23 protein-coding genes are annotated in these 23,026 nt (G+C 67.5%); 19 read left to right on the forward strand and 4 right to left on the reverse strand.

The annotated features are described in order from the left end of the window. The first annotated feature begins 14 nt into the window (after nt 1-14). From AOZ06_RS20450 to AOZ06_RS20510, 14 genes are all read left to right on the forward strand, one after another. Nucleotides 15-242 carry a bacteriophage holin gene (locus tag AOZ06_RS20450; protein ID WP_063810073.1) on the forward strand — a complete coding sequence of 76 codons (228 nt, stop codon included), beginning with the start codon at nt 15-17 and terminating at the stop codon, nt 240-242. 48 nt (nt 243-290) lie between these two features. Continuing rightward, a complete protein-coding gene (gene tatA / locus AOZ06_RS20455; protein WP_054290874.1) occupies nt 291-659 on the forward strand; it encodes a Sec-independent protein translocase subunit TatA in 369 nt (122 codons plus the stop codon). 93 nt (nt 660-752) lie between these two features. Then, nucleotides 753-1,655, forward strand: coding sequence for a twin-arginine translocase subunit TatC (gene tatC, locus AOZ06_RS20460; RefSeq protein ID WP_083472683.1), 903 nt, complete (start codon nt 753-755; stop codon nt 1,653-1,655). Continuing rightward, a complete protein-coding gene (locus AOZ06_RS20465; protein WP_054290876.1) occupies nt 1,655-2,545 on the forward strand; it encodes a diacylglycerol/lipid kinase family protein in 891 nt (296 codons plus the stop codon). The genes tatC and AOZ06_RS20465 overlap by 1 nt, the downstream gene beginning before the upstream one ends. A gap of 48 nt (nt 2,546-2,593) precedes the next feature. Beyond that, nucleotides 2,594-5,344, forward strand: coding sequence for a DEAD/DEAH box helicase (locus AOZ06_RS20470; protein WP_054290877.1), 2,751 nt, complete (start codon nt 2,594-2,596; stop codon nt 5,342-5,344). Between the two features lie 135 nt (nt 5,345-5,479). Then, on the forward strand, nt 5,480-6,157 hold the full coding sequence (locus AOZ06_RS20475) for a DUF4333 domain-containing protein (RefSeq protein ID WP_054290878.1): 678 nt from the start codon (nt 5,480-5,482) through the stop codon (nt 6,155-6,157). 44 nt (nt 6,158-6,201) lie between these two features. Further along, nucleotides 6,202-7,419 carry a GNAT family N-acetyltransferase gene (locus AOZ06_RS20480; RefSeq protein ID WP_054290879.1) on the forward strand — a complete coding sequence of 406 codons (1,218 nt, stop codon included), beginning with the start codon at nt 6,202-6,204 and terminating at the stop codon, nt 7,417-7,419. Nucleotides 7,420-7,534: 115 nt separating this feature from the next. Further along, complete coding sequence (locus tag AOZ06_RS20485) at nt 7,535-8,341, forward strand: SAM-dependent methyltransferase (RefSeq protein ID WP_054290880.1); 807 nt, start codon at nt 7,535-7,537, stop codon at nt 8,339-8,341. A 36-nt stretch (nt 8,342-8,377) separates the two neighbouring features. Beyond that, nucleotides 8,378-9,595, forward strand: a complete 1,218-nt coding sequence (locus AOZ06_RS20490; RefSeq protein WP_054290881.1) for an ATP-binding protein — start codon at nt 8,378-8,380, stop codon at nt 9,593-9,595. Beyond that, nucleotides 9,535-9,918 (forward strand): hypothetical protein, encoded by a 384-nt coding sequence (locus tag AOZ06_RS20495; protein WP_157233133.1) that lies wholly within the window; start codon nt 9,535-9,537, stop codon nt 9,916-9,918. The genes AOZ06_RS20490 and AOZ06_RS20495 overlap by 61 nt, the downstream gene beginning before the upstream one ends. Then, the gene (locus AOZ06_RS56460; protein ID WP_157233134.1) at nt 9,908-10,192 is read left to right on the forward strand and encodes a hypothetical protein; all 285 of its coding nucleotides are present in this window, start codon (nt 9,908-9,910) and stop codon (nt 10,190-10,192) included. Before AOZ06_RS20495 ends, AOZ06_RS56460 begins: the two co-directional genes overlap by 11 nt. Nucleotides 10,193-10,827: 635 nt before the next feature. After that, a complete protein-coding gene (locus AOZ06_RS20500) occupies nt 10,828-11,349 on the forward strand; it encodes a DUF4231 domain-containing protein (protein ID WP_054290883.1) in 522 nt (173 codons plus the stop codon). A 134-nt stretch (nt 11,350-11,483) separates the two neighbouring features. Beyond that, nucleotides 11,484-12,092 (forward strand): RNA polymerase sigma factor, encoded by a 609-nt coding sequence (locus AOZ06_RS20505; RefSeq protein WP_054296778.1) that lies wholly within the window; start codon nt 11,484-11,486, stop codon nt 12,090-12,092. Continuing rightward, the gene (locus AOZ06_RS20510; protein WP_054290884.1) at nt 12,089-12,565 is read left to right on the forward strand and encodes a hypothetical protein; all 477 of its coding nucleotides are present in this window, start codon (nt 12,089-12,091) and stop codon (nt 12,563-12,565) included. The genes AOZ06_RS20505 and AOZ06_RS20510 overlap by 4 nt, the downstream gene beginning before the upstream one ends. 1 nt (nt 12,566) lies before the next feature. Here the strand turns inward: AOZ06_RS20510 and AOZ06_RS20515 are convergent, their stop codons facing one another. After that, nucleotides 12,567-13,496 carry a 5'-3' exonuclease gene (locus tag AOZ06_RS20515; protein WP_054290885.1) on the reverse strand — a complete coding sequence of 310 codons (930 nt, stop codon included), beginning with the start codon at nt 13,494-13,496 and terminating at the stop codon, nt 12,567-12,569. Between the two features lie 9 nt (nt 13,497-13,505). Further along, nucleotides 13,506-14,489: a LacI family DNA-binding transcriptional regulator gene (locus AOZ06_RS20520; RefSeq protein ID WP_054290886.1), complete on the reverse strand. Its 984-nt coding sequence runs from the start codon at nt 14,487-14,489 to the stop codon at nt 13,506-13,508. Between the two features lie 172 nt (nt 14,490-14,661). Between AOZ06_RS20520 and AOZ06_RS20525 the strand changes: the two genes are divergently transcribed. Then, nucleotides 14,662-15,561 (forward strand): dihydrodipicolinate synthase family protein, encoded by a 900-nt coding sequence (locus AOZ06_RS20525; protein WP_054290887.1) that lies wholly within the window; start codon nt 14,662-14,664, stop codon nt 15,559-15,561. Nucleotides 15,562-15,896: 335 nt separating this feature from the next. Here AOZ06_RS20525 and araD read toward each other — a convergent pair whose 3' ends face one another. Next, nucleotides 15,897-17,609: an L-arabinonate dehydratase gene (araD, locus tag AOZ06_RS20530; RefSeq protein WP_054290888.1), complete on the reverse strand. Its 1,713-nt coding sequence runs from the start codon at nt 17,607-17,609 to the stop codon at nt 15,897-15,899. A 122-nt stretch (nt 17,610-17,731) separates the two neighbouring features. Here araD and AOZ06_RS20535 point away from each other — a divergent pair, with 122 nt between their 5' ends. Genes AOZ06_RS20535 through AOZ06_RS20550 form a run of 4 tightly spaced genes read left to right on the forward strand, consistent with a single transcriptional unit; the run spans nt 17,732 to nt 21,950 of the window. Further along, nucleotides 17,732-18,973 carry an MFS transporter gene (locus AOZ06_RS20535; protein ID WP_063810074.1) on the forward strand — a complete coding sequence of 414 codons (1,242 nt, stop codon included), beginning with the start codon at nt 17,732-17,734 and terminating at the stop codon, nt 18,971-18,973. A gap of 10 nt (nt 18,974-18,983) precedes the next feature. Next, nucleotides 18,984-20,120, forward strand: a complete 1,137-nt coding sequence (locus tag AOZ06_RS20540) for a M24 family metallopeptidase (RefSeq protein WP_054290890.1) — start codon at nt 18,984-18,986, stop codon at nt 20,118-20,120. After that, nucleotides 20,117-20,575: an Lrp/AsnC family transcriptional regulator gene (locus AOZ06_RS20545; RefSeq protein WP_054290891.1), complete on the forward strand. Its 459-nt coding sequence runs from the start codon at nt 20,117-20,119 to the stop codon at nt 20,573-20,575. Before AOZ06_RS20540 ends, AOZ06_RS20545 begins: the two co-directional genes overlap by 4 nt. Nucleotides 20,576-20,627: 52 nt before the next feature. Then, entirely contained in the window at nt 20,628-21,950 is a 1,323-nt protein-coding gene (locus AOZ06_RS20550; RefSeq protein WP_218922027.1) for a nucleobase:cation symporter-2 family protein, read from the forward strand. Here AOZ06_RS20550 and AOZ06_RS20555 read toward each other — a convergent pair. Beyond that, the gene (locus AOZ06_RS20555) at nt 21,945-23,015 is read right to left on the reverse strand and encodes a GDSL-type esterase/lipase family protein (protein ID WP_179950830.1); all 1,071 of its coding nucleotides are present in this window, start codon (nt 23,013-23,015) and stop codon (nt 21,945-21,947) included. The genes AOZ06_RS20550 and AOZ06_RS20555 overlap by 6 nt on opposite strands. Between the last annotated feature and the right edge of the window lie 11 nt (nt 23,016-23,026).

Below are 23,026 nucleotides of genomic sequence, written 5' to 3' on the forward strand. Positions count from 1 at the left end.
TTAGGCTGCCGGATGTGCAATACATACCGGCCGTAGTGCTTCTGGCCGTCGGCCTGGTGGTCCTCGTCCTGGTGTTGCTGAAGACCGGCAAGGCCGCACGCAAGTTCGCGGTGACGCGTGGTCACGTGAACGCCGAGGTGGGCGCCGCGACGGGCATGCTGAAGGCCCGGAAGGCGGCATTGCGTATCGCTGTCCGTGACCGCTTTCGGCGCGCGGAGATCGATAAGTCCACGGAAGCGTGATGACAGGTAACATGCAAATGAGTTGTGCGACGCGTCAGGAGGAGTCCCGTGGGTAACCTCGGACCGACCGAGTTGATCATCATCGCGGTGGTGATCATCCTGCTCTTCGGAGCCAAGAAGATGCCGGACATGGCCCGTTCGCTGGGTCGCTCGATGCGCATCATCAAGGCCGAGACCAAGGGCATGAAGCAGGACGACCAGGCCGACGGCACCGCCCAGGCGGACACCGCGGCGACCACCGCCACGCCCGCTCCGGCCGTGACGCCGACCCCGGCTCCCGCCGTACCGGTGCAGCTGCCGCAGGCCACGCCTGCCGCGCAGTCGGACGTCGAGAAGATGCAGAAGCAGATCGACGACCTGCAGTCGCAGCTGAAGAGCAACCAGACCGCTCCCACCCAGGCACCCAAGAACGCCTGACAACCGAGAGAGACGGTTCGCACGGTGGCGCGTGATCCGCACCGCCGGGAGTCGCGGCGTTCCCGCAGCCGCAAACACAATCCCGACGGCACGATGAGCCTGAGAGATCACCTGTACGACCTCAGGCACCGGCTGACCCTTGCCCTGATGTTCCTGGCCATCGGAGCCATCTTCGGCTACATCTGGTGGAGCTGGGAGATCTGGAAGGGCGGGTCGCTCGGCAACATCATGATCGCGCCTTACTGTGAGCTGCCCGCGGACCTGAGACTGCCCAAGGACGAGTGCAAGCTGATCCAGAGCACTCCGTTCGAGGCCTTCCTCGTCCGGTTGAAGGTCGGCCTGGGCGCCGGTGCCGTGCTCACCAGTCCGTTCTGGCTGTACCAGATCTGGGCGTTCGTCGCTCCGGGTCTGTACGACAAGGAGCGCAAGTTCGCGCGCACCTTCGTGCTGTTCGCCTCGCTGCTGTTCGTCGCCGGTGCCTTCCTGGCCTACTACGTCGTGCCGCAGGGCCTGGACGTGCTGGTCAGCTTCGGTGGTGACCAGTTCGCCACGGCGCTGCGGGCCAATGACTACTTCTCGTTCATCCTGGTGATGCTGCTGATCTTCGGGGTGAGCTTCGAGCTCCCGCTGGTGATCATCATGCTCAACCAGACCGGTGTGCTGTCGTACGAGAAGCTCAAGCGCTGGCGCCGCGGCTTCTTCTTCGGCCTGTTCGTCTTCGCCGCGATCGCGACACCGGGAACGGATCCGTTCTCGATGCTCGCCCTGTCCGTCGCGATGTGCGTCTTGTTCGAGCTGTCCGTGCAGGTCGCCCGGATCCATGACAAACGCAAGGCCCGGCGTCTGGCCGGTGCCGAGGAGGACTACTCCAACCTCAGCGACGACGACGTGTCGCCGCTGAACCTGCAGACGCACAAGGACCAGGACAACCAGCCGAGCCCGACGCCGACGTCTCCGCCAAGGGATGACAAGCCTGGCTACGACGACGTGACGTAATGCGGGTCGCTCTCGTCGTGATCCCGGCATCGGGACTGGGTGCGGCTGCTCGTGTCTCCGGCACAGTCGCGGCGACGCTGCGTGCCGCGGTGGATCACCTCGACCAGTACATGCCGGGCTCGCCTGACGAAACCGTCGAGATCCTGCGGCGGCTCGTGGCCGACGGCCGGGAATCTGTCGTGATCGTGGGTGGCGACGGCGCCGCCCACGCCGGTGTCCAGGCGTGCGCCGGGACGGAAACCGCGCTCGGCATCGTGCCCGCGGGGACCGGCAACGACCTGGCTCGCGCCCTCGGCTTGCCCAAGGACCCCGCCGTGGCCGCCGCGCAGGTCGCCGCGTCCCTCGCCGACGGCCGCAGGCAGCGCTTCGACCTGGGCAAAGTCGACGGTGGCGGGTGGTTCGCGACCGTGCTGTGCGCCGGTTTCGACTCGGCTGTGAACGAACGGGTGAACCGGATGCGCTGGCCACGCGGCCCGCGCCGCTACGACGTCGCGATCGTCGCCGAACTGGCGGCGCTGCGGTCCTCGTGGCTCGTGGTGGAGACCGAGTCGGACACGCTCGAGCTGCCCGCGAACTCCGTCGCGGTCGGCAACACGCCCTTCTACGGTGGCGGGATCCCGGTCTGCCCGGACGCCGACCCGGCCGACGGCTGGTTCGACGTGACCGTGGTCGGCCAGGCGCACCGCCGTGACCTGGTGCGGATCCTGCCGAGCCTGCGGACCGGCTCGCACGTCGACCACCCCGCGGTGACCACGCTGCGGGCCAGGTCGGTCAGCCTGCGCACCGACGGCGGGTGGATCGGATACGCCGACGGCGAGCGTGTCCGCCAGTTGCCGCTCGACGTCAGCTGCGTGCCCGGCGCCCTGAGCATCATCCCAGGTCAGACGTAGCGGCCGATAGACGCGCCGACTGTCGTAGGTATTCGTTACTGTAGTGGTGTGGCCGCACGCCCTTCGCGTACGCCGGCTGAGGCTTTCCAGGCGGCCAAGCGCCGTTCCGAAAGCCCCGAGCTGGCCGAATTCACCTCCGTGCTCTCTTTCGAGCTCGATCCCTTCCAGATCCAGGCGTGCGAGGCGCTCGAAGCCGGGCACGGTGTGCTCGTCTGTGCCCCGACCGGCGCCGGGAAGACCGTCGTCGGCGAGTTCGCCGTGCACCTCGCGCTGGCCGAGGGCCGCAAGTGCTTCTACACGACGCCCATCAAGGCGCTGTCGAACCAGAAGTTCGCGGACCTGACCGCCCGCTACGGCGCGGGCAAGGTCGGCCTGCTGACCGGTGACTCGTCGATCAACGGCGACGCGCCGATCGTCGTGATGACCACCGAGGTCCTGCGCAACATGCTCTACGCGGGCTCCAACGCGCTCAAGGGCCTGCAGTACGTGGTCATGGACGAGGTGCACTACCTGGCCGACCGGTTCCGCGGCGCGGTGTGGGAGGAAGTCATCCTGCACCTGCCCGAGCAGGTCCGGCTGGTCAGCCTCTCCGCGACGGTCAGCAACGCCGAGGAGTTCGGCGAGTGGCTGGTCGAGGTCCGCGGCGACACCACCATCGTGGTCGACGAGCACCGGCCGGTCCCGCTGTGGCAGCACATGCTGGTCGGGCCGCGGATGATGGACCTGTTCATCGGCGAGGACCCGCTCGGTGAGGCCAGGATCAACCCGCATCTGCTGCGCCGCATCGAAGACACCACGCGCATGCACGCGTGGCAGTCGGCCGGCCGCGGCAAACGGCGCCCGCCGATCAACCGCTCGAGGTTCAAGCCGCCATCGCGGATCGACACCATCCAGCGGCTGGACGGGGCCGGGCTGCTGCCCGCGATCGTGTTCGTGTTCAGCCGGGCCGGCTGCGACGCCGCGGTGATGCAGTGCGCCCGTTCCGGGGTGCGGCTCAACAACGACGCCGAGGTCGTCGAGATCCGCCGGATCGTCAACGCCAGGACCCGTGACCTGCCCGAAGGCGACCTCGGGGTGCTGGGCTACTGGGAGTGGCGCGACGCGCTGGAGCGCGGCTTCGCCAGCCACCACGCCGGCCTGCTGCCCGCGTTCAAGGAGACCGTCGAGGAGTTGTTCGTCCGCGGCCTGGTCAAGGTCGTGTTCGCGACCGAGACGTTGGCGCTGGGGATCAACATGCCCGCGCGCACGGTCGTGCTCGAACGGCTCGTGAAGTACAACGGCGAGGCACACGTCGACCTCACGGCGGGGGAGTACACGCAGCTCACGGGCCGCGCCGGGCGCCGCGGGATCGACATCGAGGGGCACGCGGTCGTGCTCTGGCAGCCGGGCGTGGACCCCAAGCAGGTCGGCGGGCTCGCCTCGACCCGGACATACCCCCTCAAATCGTCGTTCAAGCCCGGGTACAACATGGCGGTCAACCTGGTCGCCCGGCTCGGTGCCGAGGCCGCACGCGGCCTGCTGGAGCAGTCGTTCGCACAGTTCCAGGCGGACCGCTCGGTGGTCGGCGTGTCACGCCGGATCGAGCGCAACCGGGAGGCGCTCGCCGGGTACGCCGAGTCGATGACGTGCCACCTCGGCGACTTCGCCGAGTACGCCGAGATGCGGCGCAAACTCACCGACCGGGAGAAGTCGCTCGCGCGGCAGAACTCGTCCGCGCGCCGGGCTGAGGCGGCAGCGTCGCTCGAACGGCTGCGCAAGGGCGACGTGATCGCTGTGCCGAGTGGCCGCCGATCCGGCCTGGCGATCGTGATCGACCCCGGTCTCGACCCGATGGGCGAGCCGCGTCCGCTGGTGATCACCGAGGACCGGTGGGCCGGGCGGCTGTCGGTGGCCGACTTCCCGCACCCGGTCGAGTCGCTGGGGCGCGTCCGGCTGCCCAAACAGGTGGACATCCGTTCGCCGCGCTCCCGGCGTGACCTCGCGTCCACGTTGCGCAGCACCGGGATCAGCGCGCCCACCCGCGGCAAGCGGCGCTCGGGCCCGGACGACGACGCGGACCTGGCCGCGTTGCGCAGGGCGCTGCGGGCGCACCCGTGCCACGGCTGCCAGGACAGGGAGGCCCACGCGCGCTGGGCCGAGCGCTACCACCGGCTGGTGTCGGAAACCCAGCAGCTGGAACAGAAGGTCGCGGCGACGACGCACTCGCTCGCCCGCAACTTCGACCGGATCCGCAAGCTGCTCACCGAGCGCGACTACCTGGCGGGCGGCGGCGAACACGAGGTCACGCCGCACGGCCGCAGGCTGGCCCGGCTCTACGGCGAGTCGGACCTGCTCGCGGCGGAATGTCTGCGCAACGGCGTGTGGGAAGGGCTGACCCCGGCTGAGCTCGCCGCGGTCGTCTCGGCCCTGGTGTTCGAGGCGCGCCGGGATTCGCCGTTCGAGGCGAGGGTGCCGCAGGGCGCGGTGACCGACGCGCTGGCGCAGACCGCGCAGCTGTGGGCGGACCTGAACGAAGACGAACGGCGGCACAAGCTCGACCGCACCCGCCAGCCGGACGCCGGATTCGCGTGGCCGGTATTCCGCTGGGCGCGGGGCGAATCGCTGGAGCGCGTCCTCACGGCGGCCGAATCGGCTGGCCAGGAGCTCACGGCCGGTGATTTCGTGCGGTGGTGCCGTCAGGTGATCGACCTGCTCGACCAGATCAAGGACGTGGTCGGCGGCGACTCCGACCTCGGCGCGACGGCGGCACAGGCCGTGTCGGACATCCGGCGCGGGGTGGTCGCCGCGGGAACATCGTGAGTGGTACCAGAGACAGCGTAGTCACGGCGTGTGTTCGGCCACGGCTCGGAAACACCTGCCGGGTCGAGTGGGGAAATCTCCATGACCTGTGGTTGGATCGCGCCGAATGCTGCATAAGTACACCGGAGGCAAAGCATGAGCAGCCCGTACGGGCCCGGCGGGAACGACCCGCAGCAGTGGGGGCAGCAACCTCAGCAGCCCTACGGCACACCGTCGGGTGGCTTCCCTGCCCAGCAACCGGGGGGATACCCCCAGCAGCCAGGGCAGCAGCCGCAGCACGGTGGTTATCCGCAGCAACCCACGGCACCTTACGCCCAGCCGCAGGAGCAGTCGCCCTACGGTCAGCCGCAGGAGCAATCACCCTACGGCCAGCAACAGCAGCAGTACCCGGGTTATGGCCAGCAGCAACAGCCGTACGGTGATCAACAGCAGCAGTACGGCGGCTACCAGCAGCAGCAGCAACAGCAGTACCCGGGTGAGCAGCCGAAGAAGAAGTCCGGCGCGATGCTGTGGGTCATCATTGCCGTGGTCGTGGTCATCGCCGCGGCGGTGGTCGTGCTCGGGTTCGTGACGCCCGGGTTCTTCAACAAGCGTGTCCTCGACAAGACCGGCGTCGAGGCCGGTGTGGTGAAGATCCTCAAGGAGCGTTACCAGACGGAAGCCACGAACGTGTCGTGCCCGGCCGACAAGGAAGTCAAGGTCGGCAACTCGTTCGAGTGCACCCTGAAGGCCGACGGCAAGGACACCACGGTGACGATCACCGTCAAGACCGACAGTGACAAGCCGGAGTACGAAGTCAGCCAGCCCAAGTAAAAATCGGTCGAACGACGAAGTCGGGCATGACACCATCGGCTGTCATGCCCGACTTCGCTGTTCGTGTGCTCACCGAAGACGCCGAGATACGAGCAGCCCATTCGGTGCTGCGCGTGGCGCTGCATTCCCCGCCGTTGAGCGACTCCGACTGGGAATCGACCAGGCCGACATACGCGCCGAAACGCTACTTCGGTGCGTTCGCAGGCGATGTCGCCGTCGGTTCGACCTACATCTACGACGCCGAGATCGCGGTTCCCGGTGGCCGGACGCTGCCGATGTCCGGGCTGTCACGGGTCGGGGTGCGCGCGGACTACCGCAGGCGCGGTGTGCTGACCGAGTTGATGCGCTTCCAGTTCGCCGACGCCAGGTCCAACGGGCAGGTACTGTCCACCTTGCACGCCAGTGAGACCGGGATCTACGGCCGGTTCGGTTACGGCATCGGGACTTTCTCGCGTGAGCTCCAGCTGTTCAGGCCGCGGTTCCGCGCGGACGTACCGCGATCGGGGCACGTGCGGATGCTGTCGAGTGAGGAAGTGCTGGCCCAGATCCAGCCGTTGTACAAGCGAATCGGCTTGTACCGCCCCGGAATGATGAGCCGTGGCCGCGATTGGTGGGCGGTCCAGGTCGACAACGCGATGCGTGGCGGCGAGCCGTACCTCGTGGCCGTGCACACCGGGCTGGACGGTGAGGACGACGGGTATGTGGTGTACAGGGCCATCCCGGACGAGTCCTATGTGGGCACGGACTTCGGTGCGACGATCGAGGTCTGGGACCTCAACGGCGTGAACCAGGGCGCCCGCAACGACTTGTGGCGTTTCCTGGTCGAACTCGACCTGGTCAAGGACATCCGGGCGCACGCGCGGCCGGTGGACGAGCCGGTCGGCCTGCTGCTGGAAGATCCGCGGTCGTGCATGACCCGCAACATCGACGACGAGGCATGGGTTCGTCTGGTCGACGTACTCGCCGCGCTGGAGGCGCGAACGTACGGTAACGCTGGTCCCGTTGCGGTGGCGGTGGATGACGCGTTCCTGCCGGAGAACTCGGGCACGTATCTGATTTCCCGTGACGGTGTCACGAAGACCTCCGCGCAGCCGCACCTGACGATGGACGTCGCCACGCTGGGGAGCGTGTACTTCGGCGCGTGGCCGCCGTCGACGCTCGCCGGGACCGGCCGGATCGGCGTGCACGACCCCGCCGCGCTCGCGCGTGCCGACCAGCTGTTCCGCATCGACTCGATCCCGTGGTGCGGCACTGGTTTCTGAGATTCCTACGCCGACGTAGCGCGATCGAGTTAATCCCAACTCTGGTTGGGATGAACTCGTCGCCGCGCGGTTAGCCTCACGGAGAAGCAGAACACGAGCACGGGTGAGGGTGAGGGTGACCGACGCGACGGCCGAATGGGTACCGACCGGCATCGACGAGGAGGTGCCGAGCGCGGCACGCGTCTACGACTACCTGCTCGGCGGCGGGCACAACTTCAGTGCGGACCGCGTTCTCGCCGAGGAACTGGTGAAAGTGATGCCCGCTCGTGAGATGGCGCGGATGAACCGCCAATACCTGCACCGCGCCGTGCGATTCCTGGTGAGCGAGGGAATCACGCAGTTCCTCGACCTCGGCTCGGGCATTCCCACCGTCGGCAACGTGCACGAGGTCGCCCAGCGGCTGGACCCGGCGGCCCGTGTGGTCTATGTGGACAATGAGTCGGTCGCGGTCGCGCACAGCGAGATGATCCTGCGCGGCAATTCCGCCGCGGCGGCGATAGCGGCCGACATGCGCGAACCGGAAACCATCCTCGGCAACGCGCGAGTCAGCGAACTGATCGACTTCTCCCGGCCAGTTGGCCTGCTGATGGTGGCCGTAACGCAGTTCATCGCGGACGAGGACGACCCCTGGACGATGGCGCGGCGTTATCAAACCGCCCTCGCGCCGGGCAGTTACATGGCCCTGTCGGCGTTCACGTGGGACAACGCCCCCGATGCCATGCGTGCGGCGATCGAGGTGTTCGCCAACAGCCGCGATCCCCTGCACCCGCGGACCCGTGACCAGATCCTCCGGCTGTTCGGCGATTTCACCTTGGTCGAACCAGGTCTGGTCTACACACCGGAATGGCGCCCGGAACGCCCGGACGACAGCGCGGAGACACCCCAGTCGAACCTCTACGCGGGTGTCGCGATCAAGAATTGATCATTCCCGTGCACTGCTACAGGTCTCCGACATGCTGTGGGAACGGTCGCTGGGTGCGAAACACCGTACGGAAGCGAAGTCGGAGACCTCCGTGCGCAGTACAAGAAGGCACGCGAATACGCGGCGACCATAGCGAGCGAGATTCCCCGTGATCTTCCGGACTTCACGGTCCACGACATAACCCACGCCGACGCGCCCCGGGAAACTGCCGGCACCATCTGCGGCCCGGGAGTACAAGCTGACGCCGACGGGAACAAGCTGTTGCGTGAGCTGCACGCTGAACGAGCCGCGGCGATTCCGATCTCGGCCTTCGGTGAGTACTACCTGATCCAGGACCGCGACCTGCGTGACCAGTACGGCGAGCTGGCGGGCCGGATAGCCGCGAGCCACGGCTGGGACATCGACCGGGTCACCGAAGAGTTCGGGACGATGAAGCTCGGTGCGCCGGGAACGATGAACAGCGCCTGGACCGTTGACCCGTTGCTGCTGGCGTGCATCATCCGCGTGGCCGACGCGAGCCATCTCGACTCCCGCCGCGCACCGGGGTTCCTGCGTGCGCTGCGTCGCCCGGAAGGCATGGCCCGATCGCACTGGATCTTCCAGGAGCGCCTGCAACGCCCACAGGTCGTGGACGACCGGCTGGTGTACACGACCACCCGGCCCTTCACGCAGGACGAGCACGACGCGTGGTGGCTCTGCTATGACGCCTTGAGCATGGTCGACCGTGAGCTTCGCGCGGTTGACGCCGTGCTGGCCGACGCCGGTCGCCGCCGCCTCGCAGCGCGCTCCGTGGCCCGGGTGGATTCGCCCAAGCGGTTCGCCGAGAACATCAAGGTTCGCGATTGGTATCCGATCGACGGGCGTGTGCGGGTCGGTGACGTGATCCAGTTGGTGAAGAAGCTGGGCGGCAGCGAGCTCTACGGCAACGACCCGCATGTCCCGCTTCGCGAGCTCATCGCCAACGCCGCGGACGCTGTTCGTGCCAAGACAGCCCTGCTTCGCAAGAAGGGGTACAGCCCATCCGGAGCGCACGGTGACATCACGGTCAGGATCGAGCGTGTCGGTGCCGATGAATGGCTTTCGGTGCGCGACACCGGCATCGGTATGTCTCCGCATGTCATGACGGAAGCGCTGCTGAGCTTCGGGTCGTGGTACTGGAATCCGAGGACGCGCGGACCGACATCCCGGGCCTGTTGTCCGCCGGGTTCAAACCGACCGGGCAGTACGGGATCGGCTTCTTCTCGGTGTTCATGATCGGGTCGCACATCAAGGCGGTCTCGCGGCGGTACGACGCGGCGATGTCCGAAACGCACGTTCTCGAGTTCATCGACGGCCTGGAAAGCAGGCCGATATTGCGGAAGGCGAACGCTACTGAAAGGCTCCTCAGCGGTGGCGCGGTAGTTCACGTCAAATTGGGTAACGGGTTGCCGGTCGGATGGGCGACGGTTCGTGTGTCTCGGCCGGCCGAATCTTTTGTGGCGGATTTGTGTGCGTGGTTGTGTCCCGCGTCGGATGTTGATATCACTGTGATTGATGAAGATTATTCTGCCAGGGTCGTGACGGCGAATGACTGGTGAACTGCCGCCGAATCGATTGCTGCAACGAATCTACTCGCATTCTCCTGCGCTGGATGGCGTGGCTCCTGGCCTGACTGATGTCGTTGTCGACGGTGAGATCGTCGGCCGCGCGGTGTTGGTCGGGAATAGTGAGAAATACGGATTTGAGGCACCTGTCATTGTCGGTGGCTTGCGAACGAATTCTGCCCTTCTGGGCATTGTGGAGATTTTTGTTGGGAAATCCCTCAAGGCTGCGCGGGATGAGGCGGAACCGATTTTTTCAAGAGTGCGCTGAGTGAGTGGGCCAATGTACAGGCGATACGGTGCTCCAAGTACCTGATGGTGGGCTCACCCTGGCGTGGCCGCGATTGTCGCGGACGTGAGCGGTCATCCTGGACCGCTCAAGATCGCAAGGACGTCGACCGGGTGGCTCAGTTCGCCTGAACTCGTTGAATACGCTTCGAGTCGGCAGAAGATCTCATTCACTTCCGGCTCCTTGTGGGTGGGGCCGGATCGGGATCCGAGAGATGTCGGGTTGAGCGATGGTGTCGTTTTTACCGAAATGGCATCGACTCCTCTGTTGGGTCGAGCTGGGGGCCCATCTTTCGAAACTGCGTGGAGGTGGACAGCGCGTTGGAACAGTCGTGATCCGGCGCTGTTTCCGCATTCTGAACCGTTGGTCGAACATGTGATTCGGCTTGTCGCCACGGCGTGGGATGTGAATGGGAAAGCGGTGTATGCCGGATTGAGATCGCTGTACGGTGGCACCTTCCGGTACGCGGATGTCGGTGTAGTTGACGGCCGTCCGGTTCGAGCTCACTGTCTTGTGTTTTCTCGTTCCGATTTTTGCGATGAATGAATCACCTACCTGGATCGCCCGGTGTGCTCGCTTCGGAACGTCGGCTGTGCTGAGGGGAAAGTGGGGGCGGAATGTCGGACTCGTCGCGTCGGGATGACGACCTTGAGGAGTTGCGCAGGCTGGTCGACCAGCAGGTGATGCCGCTGGTGGACTGGTATCAGCGCAAGAAGCGATGGCCGCGGCGGTTCCACAAGTTCACGGCCGGAACGGTGATCGTTCTGGGTGCGGTGATCCCGATCGCGTCCGTCCTGCCGGGCAGCACCGCCACCCGGGTGATCATCGGGGCGATCGGGGTGGCGATCACGGCGATTTCGAGTCTGTCCGCCTCCTACGACTGGCACCGGAAATGGCGGTTGTCCTCGATCGCGCAGAATCTGGTCGAGTCCCACCTGGCCACGTGGGAGCTGGCGATGACCAAGGCGCGGCTGGCGCCCTCCCCGGTGAGCATGGATGACGCGATCGCCGCGACCGAGGCGTTGATCACCGCGGCCAATCGGGCCCGCAACGAGGAGACGCGGGGGTATTTCGAGGATCAGCGGGAGATTTCGGCGCCCCGCCTCGACCGGTCCACCGGGATGCCGGGCGGAAGTTGATCAGTTCGCCCGGGTTGTTTGCCGGTGTTTACTCCTTGACAACGCCGTCGCACTAGGATCCATTGGTGGATGCCGCCGGTTGGTAATTCGCTGGCGGTGTGGCATGTGCGTGCCAGGCGACGAGGGGCAGAGTGGTGACCAGCGTTCGAACTGCGGACGACGATCCTGCGTGGGACGGCTTGCACGGTGCTGAGCGGTACGCGGCTTGTATGCGTGCGGCCAGAACCGGGAACCGGATCGCGCGGGCGACCCTGGTCAAGGACCTCACCCCGCTGGTCTGGCACGTCGCGCGAGGTAACGGCTTGGACCGCACGCTCGCTGAGGATGTCGTGCAGACGGTCTGGCTCGCGCTCTTCAGCCACCTCGACTCCCTCGCGGAGCCGAAGGCGCTGGCGAGCTGGCTGATCACGACCACCCGCCGCGAGGCGCAGCGCGTGCGCACGACCAAGAGCGCGACCGACGTGCCGCTGACCGACGAGCTGGCCGAGCAGTTGCCGAGCACCCAGCCGCAGCCGGAGGACGAGGCGGTCCGTTCGGACCGCGACATCAGGTTGTGGCGCGCGTTCAACGAGCTGTCGGAGAAGTGCCAGGAGTTGCTCCGGCTGACCGTGCTCGGTGGCCGTGCCGAATACCGCCTGGTGGCTGAGGCCACGGGCATGAAGCGTGGCGCCATCGGCCCGACGAGGGGCCGCTGTCTCACCACGCTGCGGAAGTTGCTGGACACCGAAGGGGGCGGCGGATGACGAAGATCGATCCGACGGGAGGCCAGGTGTATCCCGACGACGAGATCCTCTCCGACCTCGACAGGCTGATGGACGAGTTCGACCCGCCGCCCGCCGGACTGATCGAGCGGGTGCAGTTCGCGATCGAACTGGAAGACCTCGACGTCGAGGTGGCCCGCTGGGAACGCGCGGACGCCATGGCAGGCGTGCGCGGCGCCGAGGACCAGGGCACGATCACGTTCACCGTCGGCGACCTGATGGTGATGATCAACCTGACCAGGCTCGGCGACAACAACCAGATAGACGGCTGGCTGGTGCCCCCGGGCGAACACGCCGTGGAAGTCCGTGTCGCCGGCCACGGCTCCCACGACACGCGCTCGGACGAGGACGGCCGGTTCGTCCTCGACTGCGTGCCCAGGGGGACGACGCAGATCGTCATCCAGTTCGAGGGCCCGCCCAACCGAACCGTCATCACCCCGACGGTCCTGCTCTGAACTACCCGGCGATCGCCTTCAGCAGGCGGTCGACCGACGCGCCCAGGTCCCACTTCTCCTTGAGCGCCATGACCCGGTCGGGATCGGCGGGCACGGACGGCACCTTGTCCTCGCGGTCCATGACGACCGGAGCGTCCACCGCGACAGCGACCACCGTGGGCGCGGCGTCCAGGTAGTCGGCTGACGCGAGCAGGTTCGTCTGTGCGCGTTTCGGGATGCGCTTGTCGCCCGCCGCGGCGGCTTCGCGCAGGGCGGGCAGCGAACCGAATTCACGGATCAGCTTGGCAGCTGTCTTCTCACCGATCCCCGGCACGCCGGGCAGGCCGTCCGACGGGTCGCCGCGCAGCACCGCCATGTCCGCGTAGCGCGGGCCGGTGTCCTCGGCAGGCAGGTCGTACTTCTCCGCCAGTTCCGCCGGGCCGATCGCCTCGACCTTGTTCCAGCCCCGTCCGACGTACCAGACCGTCGCCGGGGTGGGGGTGTGGCGCACCACCTGGAACATGTCGCGGTCGCCGGAGACGACCTCGACCGGATCGGTCCGTTCCCGGTGCACGAGCGCGCCCATCACGTCGTCGGCCTCGTAGCCGATGGCTTCCGCCGTGCACAGGCCGAAGGCGTCCAGCAAGTCCAGGATGATCGGGACCTGCGGCGACAGCAGGTCGGGCACGTCTTCCTCGATCCCGTCGCCTTCCTCGGCCACCCGGTGTGCCTTGTAGGTCGGCAGCGCCTCCACGCGGAACGCCGGTCGCCAGTCGGCGTCCAAACAGGCCACGAGGCGCGTCGGACGGCGGTCGGTGAGGATGCGCGCGACGGTGTCGGTGAAGCCGCGCACGGCGTTCACCGCTGTGCCGTCCGGTGCCCGCATGGAGTCGGGCAGGGCGTAGAACGCGCGGAAGTACAGGCTGGCGGAGTCGAGCAGCGCGAGCGTCACGGGTGCAGCTTAGGCGGGCGGCGGTGCTGTCGTGGCGCGGACGATGAGTTGCGTGTCGAGATCGACCTGGCGGACGTCGGCCGAGCCGGAGTTGAGGCCGTCGAGCAGGAGGTCGACCGCGAGCGTCCCGGCGGGCGCCAGCGGCATCGCCACGGTCGTCAGCGGTGGCGAACACAGCTCGGCGAACATCAGGTCGTCGAAGCCGGTGACACTGACCTCCCCGGGCACGCTGATGCCGCGGTCGCGCAGTCGCGCGAGCACGCCGAGCGCCATGATGTCGTTGTACGCCATGATCGCCGTCGGTTCTGTTGCCAGCGCGAGGTCACACGCCTGCAAGCCGCCCTCATAGCGCGGCGGGAACGGGCCGAGTTCGATCAGGTCGACGCCGTGCTGCTGGGTCGCCAGCCGCAAGCCGCGCCTGCGTTCCTTGTTCGACCACGAGGTGCGGGGACCGTTGAGGTACACCAGCTTGCGGTGGCCGAGCGCGACCAGGTGGTCAACGATCTGACGCATCCCCGACGCGCTGTTCATCAACGCGGCGGGCACGCCCCGCAGCCGCCGGTTCAGCATCACCAGCGACGTGATGCCCGCGGCCTCGTAGAGCAGGGTGTCGTCGATGCCGGGCGAGCAGACGATGACGCCATCCACCTGTTTGGCCATCGCGCGCACGAGTTGTTCCTCGGTGGTGCGGTCCTCGTCGCTGTCCGCGACGAACACGGCGTAGTCGGCCTGCCGCGCGCGAGCCTGCACACCCTTGAGCACACCGGTGAAGAACGGGTTGTTCAGATCCGGGACGACGATGCCGAGGTTGCCGGTGCGCCCGGTGATCAGCCCGCGGGCAGCGCGGTTGGGCTGGTACCCCAGCTGCGCCGCCGCGTTGAGGACACGCTCACGCGTCGCGGGACGAACCAAATCGGGGGAGGACAACGCCCGTGACACCGTGGCAACCGAGACTTGAGCTTCCCGCGCGACGTCGCGGATGGTAACCGCCACCGGGCACACCTCCACTTGTCGCTTTGCACGAATGGTACCGGCCGATGTAACGCGGGACCGGTACCGGGGCACCGGCACGGCGGTTGCGACGTGCAGCGCGTTGACCGTGAAGCCCCACGAATGGAAACATTAAGAAAACGTTTACATGCTGTGCCGGTGAAAGGAAAGAGGTATGGACGCGCTCCGCTCGGTAGTGTTGATCAACGCAACACCGTTCGACGCCACCGGGGCGGTGGCCACGAAGGACTACGCGCACGTCCTGGACCGCGCGATGGCAGCGGGGATAGAGGCGGTGACGCCGAACGGGAACACCGGCGAGTTCTACTCACTCACACCGGACGAACTGGACACAGCGCTAGCCGTAACCGTCGAAACGGCAAAAGGCCGCGCGACAGTCGTAGCAGGAGTAGGCCACGAACTCGGCCGCGCGACCAAGATGGCCACAGCAGCACGAGACGCAGGCGCAGAAGCGGTCATGGTCCACCAACCCGTACACCCGTACCTGTCAGAGGAAGGCTGGGTCGCCTACCACCGCGCGATAGCCAACGCCGTCCCATCCCTGGGCGTGGTCTGCTACCTGCGAAGCCCACATATCAGCCCACGGGCCGTACGCAGGCTGGCGGTCGAATGCCCGAACGTCGTCGCCGTGAAGTACGCGGTCCCCGACGCGATCGCATTCGCGGAGATGGTCTCGCAGACCGCATCCGAAGGCGCGGAACGCCTGGTCTGGCTCTGTGGACTAGCGGAGTCCTGGGCCCCCTTCCTCTGGATAGCGGGAGCGGAGGGCTTCACAACGGGGCTGGGCAGCGTGGCGCCAGAGCTCTCGTTGCGACTGTTCAACGAACTCGAAGCAGGAAACCCGAAGTCGGCAATGCGGTTGTGGCGAAAGCTGAAGCCGTTCGAAGACCTACGCGCACGACACGGGAACGCCTACAACGTATCGGCGGTGAAGGAAGCATTGGCACAGCTGGAGATGTGCCGCAGGGATGTGCGCCCACCGATCAGCGAGCTGCCGGAAGCAGAACGCGCAGAAGTGGGAAAAACCCTGCGAGAATGGGGAATCAAAGACTGAGGACGACAGATGTGCAAGTCGAGGCAAGCCGGTACGACCGCAGCCCAACGCAACAAACGCGCAAGCGCATGCCAACCTCGAGCGGCGACCGCGCAAGCATGCAACCAGCGACAGCGGCAACCGCAGGCCGAGCCACCGCGGCAAGCGCGGAAAAGGGCTTCGGGCAGGAGCGCCCACGCCCCGAAACACACCAAGGACCCAGAGCGCAAAGCCTCCTGCCCAGAGGTCACCCCCGGTGAGGGGAAGCTCGTTCCGTGCAGGAAAACCAGCAAAGACGCGAGCCGAACAAAGATCTGCCCGAAGAAACCAGAAGAACGGAGCGAAGCGAAACCGACTCAAGTGGCATCCGGCTCGGGAACGCTGCCCGCACCGGAAAGGAAGTCGAAGTCACATCCCTGGTCGGCCTGGGTGATGTGCTGGGCGTGCAAAGCGGCGTAACCACGCGGAAAGACACTATCCGGCCGCACCCATGCCGCCCGCCGCCGGGAAAGTTCCGCGTCCGTGACATCGAGGCTCAGTGTGCGCGCGTCCACATCGAGCGTGATCGGATCGCCGTCCGCAACCAGTGCCAGAGGACCGCCGATGTGAGATTCCGGAGCCACGTGCAGCACGCACGTACCGAAACTCGTCCCACTCATCCTGGCGTCGGAAATCCGGACCATGTCCCGAACGCCTTGACGCAGAAGGCTTTGGGGGATGGGCAGCATGCCGTGTTCCGGCATCCCGGGCCCGCCGACCGGCCCGGCGCCGCGCAACACGAGCACGGACGACGGTGTCACCGGCACTGTGTCGATGTCTCGCTGCATCTGGGCGTACGAATCGAAGACAACGGCGGGACCGGTGTGGCGCATCAAGGATGGGTCCGCGGCGATGGGTTTGATCACCGCACCGGACGGCGCCAGGTTGCCGTGCAGCACAGCCAATCCGCCTCCGGACGCCAAGGGGTTGTCCAACGGGCGGATCACCTCAGGATCGTGGACTTCAGCACCCGCAAGACATTCGCCGAGCGTCCGGCCGTCGGCGGTCAGGCGTGACGTGTGCAGCCACGGTCGCAGCAACGCCAGCAGCGCGCGTAACCCGCCCGCGTAGTAGAAGTCTTCCATGAGGAAGCGACCGCTTGGCTGGATGTCGGCCAGCACTGGCACCGCGCGGTCGAAGTCCGGAAGCGACAGTGGGACTCCCGCTCGTCGTGCCATCGCGATCAGGTGGATCACGGCGTTCGTCGATCCGCCGAGCCCCAGGACTGTCACGACCGCGTCCGCGAAGGCTTCGGCCGTCAGCAACGTGCCCGGTGTCAGGTCTTCCCACACCATCCCCACGATCCGGGCACCACTTGCCGCCGCCATCCGTGTGTGGGCCGAGTCGACTGCCGGGATGGTGGCCGCTCCCGGCAACGTCATCCCCAGCACTTCGGCGACCGACGTCATCGTGGACGCTGTTCCCATCGTCATGCAGTGACCCGGCGACCGCGCCAGGCCTTCCTCCAGTTCGGCCAAGTGATCGTCGGTCACGATGCCCGCACGTTTGTCGTCCCATGCGCGCCACATGTCGCTGCCGCTGCCCAGCGTTCTGCCGCGCCAGTTCCCGCGCAGCATCGGGCCCGCTGGGACGAAGATCGACGGTATCCCTGCTGAGGTCGCGCCCATCAGTAACGCGGGTGTGGTTTTGTCGCAGCCGCCCATCAGTACCGCGCCGTCCACCGGGTAGGACCGCAGCAGCTCCTCCACCTCCATGGCGAGCAGGTTGCGGTAGAGCATCGCCGTCGGCTTCTGAAACGTCTCACCGCACAACGCGCTCGCGGGCAGCTCGATCGGATAACCGCCTGCCTGCCATACGCCTCGTTTGACAGCTTCGGCGCGCTCGCGCAGGTGTATGTGGCATGGGTTGATCTCGCTCCAGGTGTTCACGATGCCGATCACCGGTTTTCCGGTGTGTTCGGCCGCCGCGATGCCCAGCTGCCTCGTGCGCGCCCGGTGGCTGAACGACCGCAGTCCTTCGCCGCCATACCAACGATGGCTGCGCAGCTGCTGGCGGGATTTGCCGGTCATCGCACCTCCACGGAAAGAAGTAAACGTTTACAAGTTTTCAGCAACACATAGTTGCATGACGAACGACCATTGCCGAAGGCCTACCGCCGTGGTGCAGTGGTGCGTCGGCGCGAAGGAGGGAAATGAGACGGCGCTTGCCGCTGCTTGCCTTGCTCGGTGCGTTCGGAATCTCGCACGCCGGATCGGTCATGACGCTGCTCGCGATTCCGTGGTTCGTCTTGCAGACCACGGGAAGCGGGCTGCAGACCGGTGTGGTGACGGCGGCGGAGACGGTCGGTCTCCTCGCGTCGTCCATTCTGTCCGGACCTGTGATCGACCGGTTCGGCGCACGCGGGATCAGCGTGCTCGCCGACGTCGCCGCGGCGGTCGCGGTCGGTACGATCCCGCTCGCGAACGCCACTGTCGGTCTATCGCTTCCACTACTGACTGTCCTAGCCGGACTCGCCGGGCTCACCCGGGCGCCCGGCGACACCGCCAAACGAGTGTTACTGCCCGGTGCGATCTTCCTCGCGGGCATGTCGCTCGAACGCGGATCCGGCGCGGCCGACGCGATGATCCGCATCGGCCGCACGCTCGGCGCGCCACTCGCGGGCACGATGATCGTCGTGATCGGGGCGCCCGGTGTGCTGCTGCTCGACGCCGCCACGTTCCTGGTCGTCGCCTTGGTCACCGCGCTGTTCGTCCGGGTCCGTGAGGAGGCGTTGCTGACCGAACCGGGCGGGTACTTCGGCTGGCTGGCCAGCGGCCTGCGCTACGTCCGCCGCGACCGGCTGATCCTCGCGATCATCGCCACGGTCACGATGATGAACGCGCTCGACGCGGGCATGAACGCCGTCCTGCAACCCGCCTTCGCCTCACGGGTGATGGACAGCAGCCTGCTGCTCGGCGAACTGATGGGCGTGTTCGGCCTCGGCGCGGCGGCGGGCAGCGTCGCCTACGGCTGGTGGGGTTCACGGTGGGGCCGCTGGACGACCTTCGCCGTCTGTGCCCTGCTCGCTGGGGCACCCCGGTTCGTGCTGCTGTGGATGGAGCCGTCGGTGCCGTTGCTGCTGTTCGGGTTCTTCGTCTGCGGGCTCGCCGCGGGCAGCCTCAACCCCGTGCTGGTCACCGTCGAACTGATGCGGATCCCGCCGCACCTGCGGGCCAGGGTGCTCGGCGCGGGGGAGGCGGGCGTGCTGGCGATGATGCCGGTCGGCGCACTCGCCGCAGGCGTCATGCTGGACGGGATGGGGCTGGGCGCGACGTTGCTCACGTTCGCCGCCGTCTACGCCCTGACCACGTTGAGCCCGGTCGCGTTCCGCGTGTGGCGGCAGATGGACGACCACCGCATCCCAGCCCCCGCGCGGCAACCGGTCGCGGTTTAGGCTTCGAGTCATGTCGTCCTCCACCGCGCCTGTGCCAGCACCCGAGATCCTCCGCAGCCGACTGGAGCGTGCCCGGCAAGCCGCCGCCGACGCGGGCTTCGACGCACTGCTCGTGACGCCGGGATCGGACCTGCGCTACCTGCTCGGCGCGGTCGGTGGGTCCTTCGAGCGGTTGACCTGCCTGGTGCTGCCGGTGTCGGGACAGGCGACGCTGGTCGTCCCCAAGCTGGAGCTGCCCGGCTACGAGCACCTGCTGGTCGACGAGCTCGGAGTGGACGCCGCCACGTGGGTCGACGGCGTGAACCCGGCCGAGCTGGCCGCGGGGCTGCTGAAGTCCCCGAAACGGGTGGCGGTCAGCGACTTCACCCCGGCGCTGCACGTGCTCGGCCTGCGTGACGCGCTGGCCGGTGCCGAACAGCAACTGGCCGGGCCGGTCATCCGCGAGCTGCGGATGCGCAAGGACATCAGCGAGGTCGACTCGCTGCGCGAGGCCGGTGCCGCGATCGACCGCGTGCACGCCCGGATGGGCGAGTTCCTGCGCGCGGGCCGGACCGAGAACGACGTCGCCGCCGACATCGCCGACGCGATCGTCGCCGAGGGCCACACGGTGGCCGAGTTCGTGATCGTCGGCTCCGGCCCGAACGGCGCCAGCCCGCACCACGGCTCGTCCGACCGCGTGATCGAGCACGGCGACGTCGTCGTGATCGACATCGGCGGCTCGGTCGCCGAGGGCTACAACTCGGACTCCACCAGGACGTACGCCATCGGCACGCCCCGCGACGAGGACGTCGCCAAGACCTACGCCGTGCTCCAGCAGGCCCAGCAGGCCGCCGTGGACGCGGTCCGGCCGGGCGCGACCGCGCAGGACATCGACCGCGCCGCCCGCGCGGTGATCGCCGACGCCGGCTTCGGCGAGTACTTCATCCACCGCACCGGCCACGGCATCGGCCTGGACGTGCACGAGGAGCCGTACATCGTCGAGGGCAACGACCTGGTCCTGGAGGAGGGCATGGCCTTCAGCGTCGAGCCGGGCATCTACCAGTCCGGCCGGTGGGGCGCGCGGATCGAGGACATCGTGGTCGTCACGGCCGACGGTGTCGAGTCGCTCAACACCCGCCCGCACGAGCTGGTGGTGCTCGGCGAGTGAGCACACCCCAGCACCTGGAACCGCTCGACCAGGCCATCGTGCGTGAGCTGGCGGCCGACGGCCGCTGCAGCTTCACCGACCTGGCCGAGCGGGTCGGACTGAGCGTGTCCGCCGTGCACCAGCGAGTCAGACGGCTGGAGCAGCGCGGCGTGATCCGCGGGTACACCACGCGGCTGGACGCCGACGCGATCGGCCTGCCGCTGACGGCGTTCGTGTCGCTGACGCCGATCGACCCCGCGGCACCGGACGACTACCCGCAACGGCTCGCGCACATCTCGGCGATCGAATCGTGCTATTCGGTCGCCGGTGACGAGTCGTACATCCTCCTGGTCCGCGTCGGTACGCCCGCGGACCTGGAGGACCTGTTGCGCCAGGTCCGGGAAGCGGCGAAAGTGTCCACACGCACCACGGTCGTGCTGTCCACGCCGTACGAGGCACGCCCGCCTGCCCTCTAGGCGCTCCGATCAGTCATTCCCCAACAGGGGGTTGAACTGGGAGGATGCGCCGGTGTTCCGAATCAAACGCGCCGACCACCCGGTGGACCAGCTGCCACCGTTTGGTCAGACGGCCGCGCTGGGGCTGCAGCACGTGCTGGCGATGTACGCGGGCGCCGTCGCCGTCCCGCTGATCGTCGGTGGCGCGCTGGGGATGTCCAAGGCCGACATCGGCTACCTGATCAACGCGGACCTGCTGGTGTCCGGTGTGGCCACGCTGATCCAGTGCCTCGGGTTCTGGCGGTTCGGCGCGCGGCTGCCGCTGATGCAGGGTTGCACGTTCGCCGCCGTCACCCCGATGGTGCTGATCGGCAAGAGCGAGGGGATCACCGCGATCTACGGCGCGGTGATCGTCTCCGGTGTGGTCGCGGTCCTGCTCGCGCCGCTGTGGGGCAGGTTGCTGAGGTTCTTCCCGCCGCTGGTGACCGGGACGGTGATCACGATCATCGGTCTCGCGCTGATCCCGGTGTCGGTGAACTGGGCGGCGGGCGGGGTCGGCTCGCCGAGCTTCGGCGCGCCGCGCAACCTCGCACTCGCTCTCGGTGTGCTGCTGCTCGTCCTTGTGGTGCAACGGTTCGCGCCGCCCGCGCTGAGCCGCATCTCGGTGCTCGTCGCCATCGTCGCCGGGACGGTCGTGGCGATCCCGCTGGGGTTCACGGACTTCTCCGGCGTCTCGGACGCGCCGGTGTTCGGCATCAGCACGCCGTTCCACTTCGGACTGCCGAGCTTCGACGTCGCCGCCGTGGTCGCGATGGTCGTCGTCATGCTGGTCACGATGACCGAGACCACCGGTGACATCCTCGCGGTCGGCGAGATGGCGGGCCGCCCGGTCGACGGCAAGCGGCTGGCCGGCGGACTGCGCGCCGACGGGCTGTCCACTGTGCTCGGTGGCGTGTTCAACACGTTCCCGTACACGGCGTTCGGGCAGAACGCGGGCCTGGTCGGGCTGACGAAGGTGTACAGCAGGTTCGTCGTCGCGGCGGGCGGCGGGATACTGGTGATCCTCGGCCTGTTCCCGATCCTCGGCGAGGTCGTCGCCAGGGTCCCCGCGCCGGTGCTCGGCGGTGCCGGCATCGTGATGTTCGGGACGGTCGCGGCGATCGGCGTCAAGATGCTGGCCAAGGTCGCGTTCGACAACAACGGCAACCTGATGGTCGTCGCGGTGTCACTGGGCATCGGGCTGATCCCGACCGCCGTGCCGACCATCTACGAGCACTTCCCGACCTGGTTCCGCACCGTGATGGAATCGGGGATCAGCGCGGGCGCGGTGTCGGCGGTCGTGCTGAACCTGCTGTTCAACCACTTCCGCGGGAAGAAGAAGGCTGCCGGGTCATGAGCCGACGGTCGGTGCGGCGTGCAGGCCGCCGTCCGGCCCGGCGAGGCAGCTCGCGGCGCGCGCCGCGATGTTGATGAACTCGCCGACGCACTTGCCGATCTGTTCGTAACCAGCCGCGTTGGGGTGGAAGGACTCCTGCAGCGCGTGGTTGGCGCGCTCCTGCGCGCGCAGGTCCGTCCACTGCACCGACAACCGCCGGAACCACTCCTTGTTCGCGTCACGCGCCGAGCACGCCTCACGACCGATGCCCGCACGCGACAGGTCGAGGAACCGCGCGCCGCCGTCCCGCGCGGCCTTGCGCAGCCCGGCGGTGAGCGTCGGCACGGCCTTGTCCCGTACCCACTCCAAGTCCTCGGTGCGGAACGGGCAACCGGACAGGTCCTGCAAGTCGTCCAGGACGTTGGGCGCGACCGGGGCGGCGTAGGACTGCAGCACGAGCTGGTAGTCGCTGTCCTGGTACCCGGCACCGGACATGACCTTCTTGATGTCCTGCAGGACACGGGTGACCTTCGGTGTCATCGCGTCGATGCGGCGCTGCCACTCCCGGCCGACGGCCTGGCTGCACGCGGGTCTGCCGCTGTCGAACCACGCCTCGACACAGCTGTTGAGCGAGTTGGCGAACGACGGGTCGTCGTTGGCGCCGACCGCGACCACGACGGCGACGACGCGCTGCTGCCGGGCGACCACCGCGAGCCTGCTGGCCTGTGACGGCTCGGTGTACTGCTTGGCCTCACCGAGACCGACCTGCGCGCTGGACGCGCCGGAGCAGGCGAGGCTGATGGTCATCGCGATGTCGGTCATGCCGGTCTTGTGGATGGAGGCGTTGCGTGAGCGGTGACACCAGTCACCCTTCTCACCGTTGGTGCCCGGCTCGTAGTCGCCCGCGCCCTCACCGGAGATCGTGCTGTCGCCCATCGCGACGAGCACGCGGGGCGCGTTCTCCGGCGGCTTCAGCCCAGGCTGAGGCGGTTGTTGCTGGTCACCGCCGACGACGAAGACCGCCACGAGCGCGATCGCGAGCAACCCCGCGAGGGCCATCAGGTGCCAGCGCCACTTCCGAATCATCCCTGTCGAGT

Origin of the sequence: Kibdelosporangium phytohabitans, from assembly GCF_001302585.1 — a bacterium.
Taxonomy (GTDB): Bacteria; Actinomycetota; Actinomycetes; order Mycobacteriales; family Pseudonocardiaceae; genus Kibdelosporangium; species Kibdelosporangium phytohabitans.

Bases quoted from the DNA above. Each gene is read 5' to 3' on its own strand.
- tatC (WP_083472683.1), top strand. From the start codon at position 753: ATGAGCCTGAGAGATCACCTGTACGACCTCAGGCACCGGCTGACCCTT.
- AOZ06_RS20465 (WP_054290876.1), top strand. From the start codon at position 1,655: ATGCGGGTCGCTCTCGTCGTGATCCCGGCATCGGGACTGGGTGCGGCT.
- AOZ06_RS20475 (WP_054290878.1), top strand. From the start codon at position 5,480: ATGAGCAGCCCGTACGGGCCCGGCGGGAACGACCCGCAGCAGTGGGGG.
- AOZ06_RS20480 (WP_054290879.1), top strand. From the start codon at position 6,202: ATGCCCGACTTCGCTGTTCGTGTGCTCACCGAAGACGCCGAGATACGA.
- AOZ06_RS56460 (WP_157233134.1), top strand. From the start codon at position 9,908: ATGACTGGTGAACTGCCGCCGAATCGATTGCTGCAACGAATCTACTCG.
- AOZ06_RS20500 (WP_054290883.1), top strand. From the start codon at position 10,828: ATGTCGGACTCGTCGCGTCGGGATGACGACCTTGAGGAGTTGCGCAGG.
- AOZ06_RS20510 (WP_054290884.1), top strand. From the start codon at position 12,089: ATGACGAAGATCGATCCGACGGGAGGCCAGGTGTATCCCGACGACGAG.
- AOZ06_RS20525 (WP_054290887.1), top strand. From the start codon at position 14,662: ATGGACGCGCTCCGCTCGGTAGTGTTGATCAACGCAACACCGTTCGAC.
- araD (WP_054290888.1), bottom strand. From the start codon at position 17,609: ATGACCGGCAAATCCCGCCAGCAGCTGCGCAGCCATCGTTGGTATGGC.
- AOZ06_RS20535 (WP_063810074.1), top strand. From the start codon at position 17,732: ATGAGACGGCGCTTGCCGCTGCTTGCCTTGCTCGGTGCGTTCGGAATC.
- AOZ06_RS20540 (WP_054290890.1), top strand. From the start codon at position 18,984: ATGTCGTCCTCCACCGCGCCTGTGCCAGCACCCGAGATCCTCCGCAGC.
- AOZ06_RS20555 (WP_179950830.1), bottom strand. From the start codon at position 23,015: ATGATTCGGAAGTGGCGCTGGCACCTGATGGCCCTCGCGGGGTTGCTC.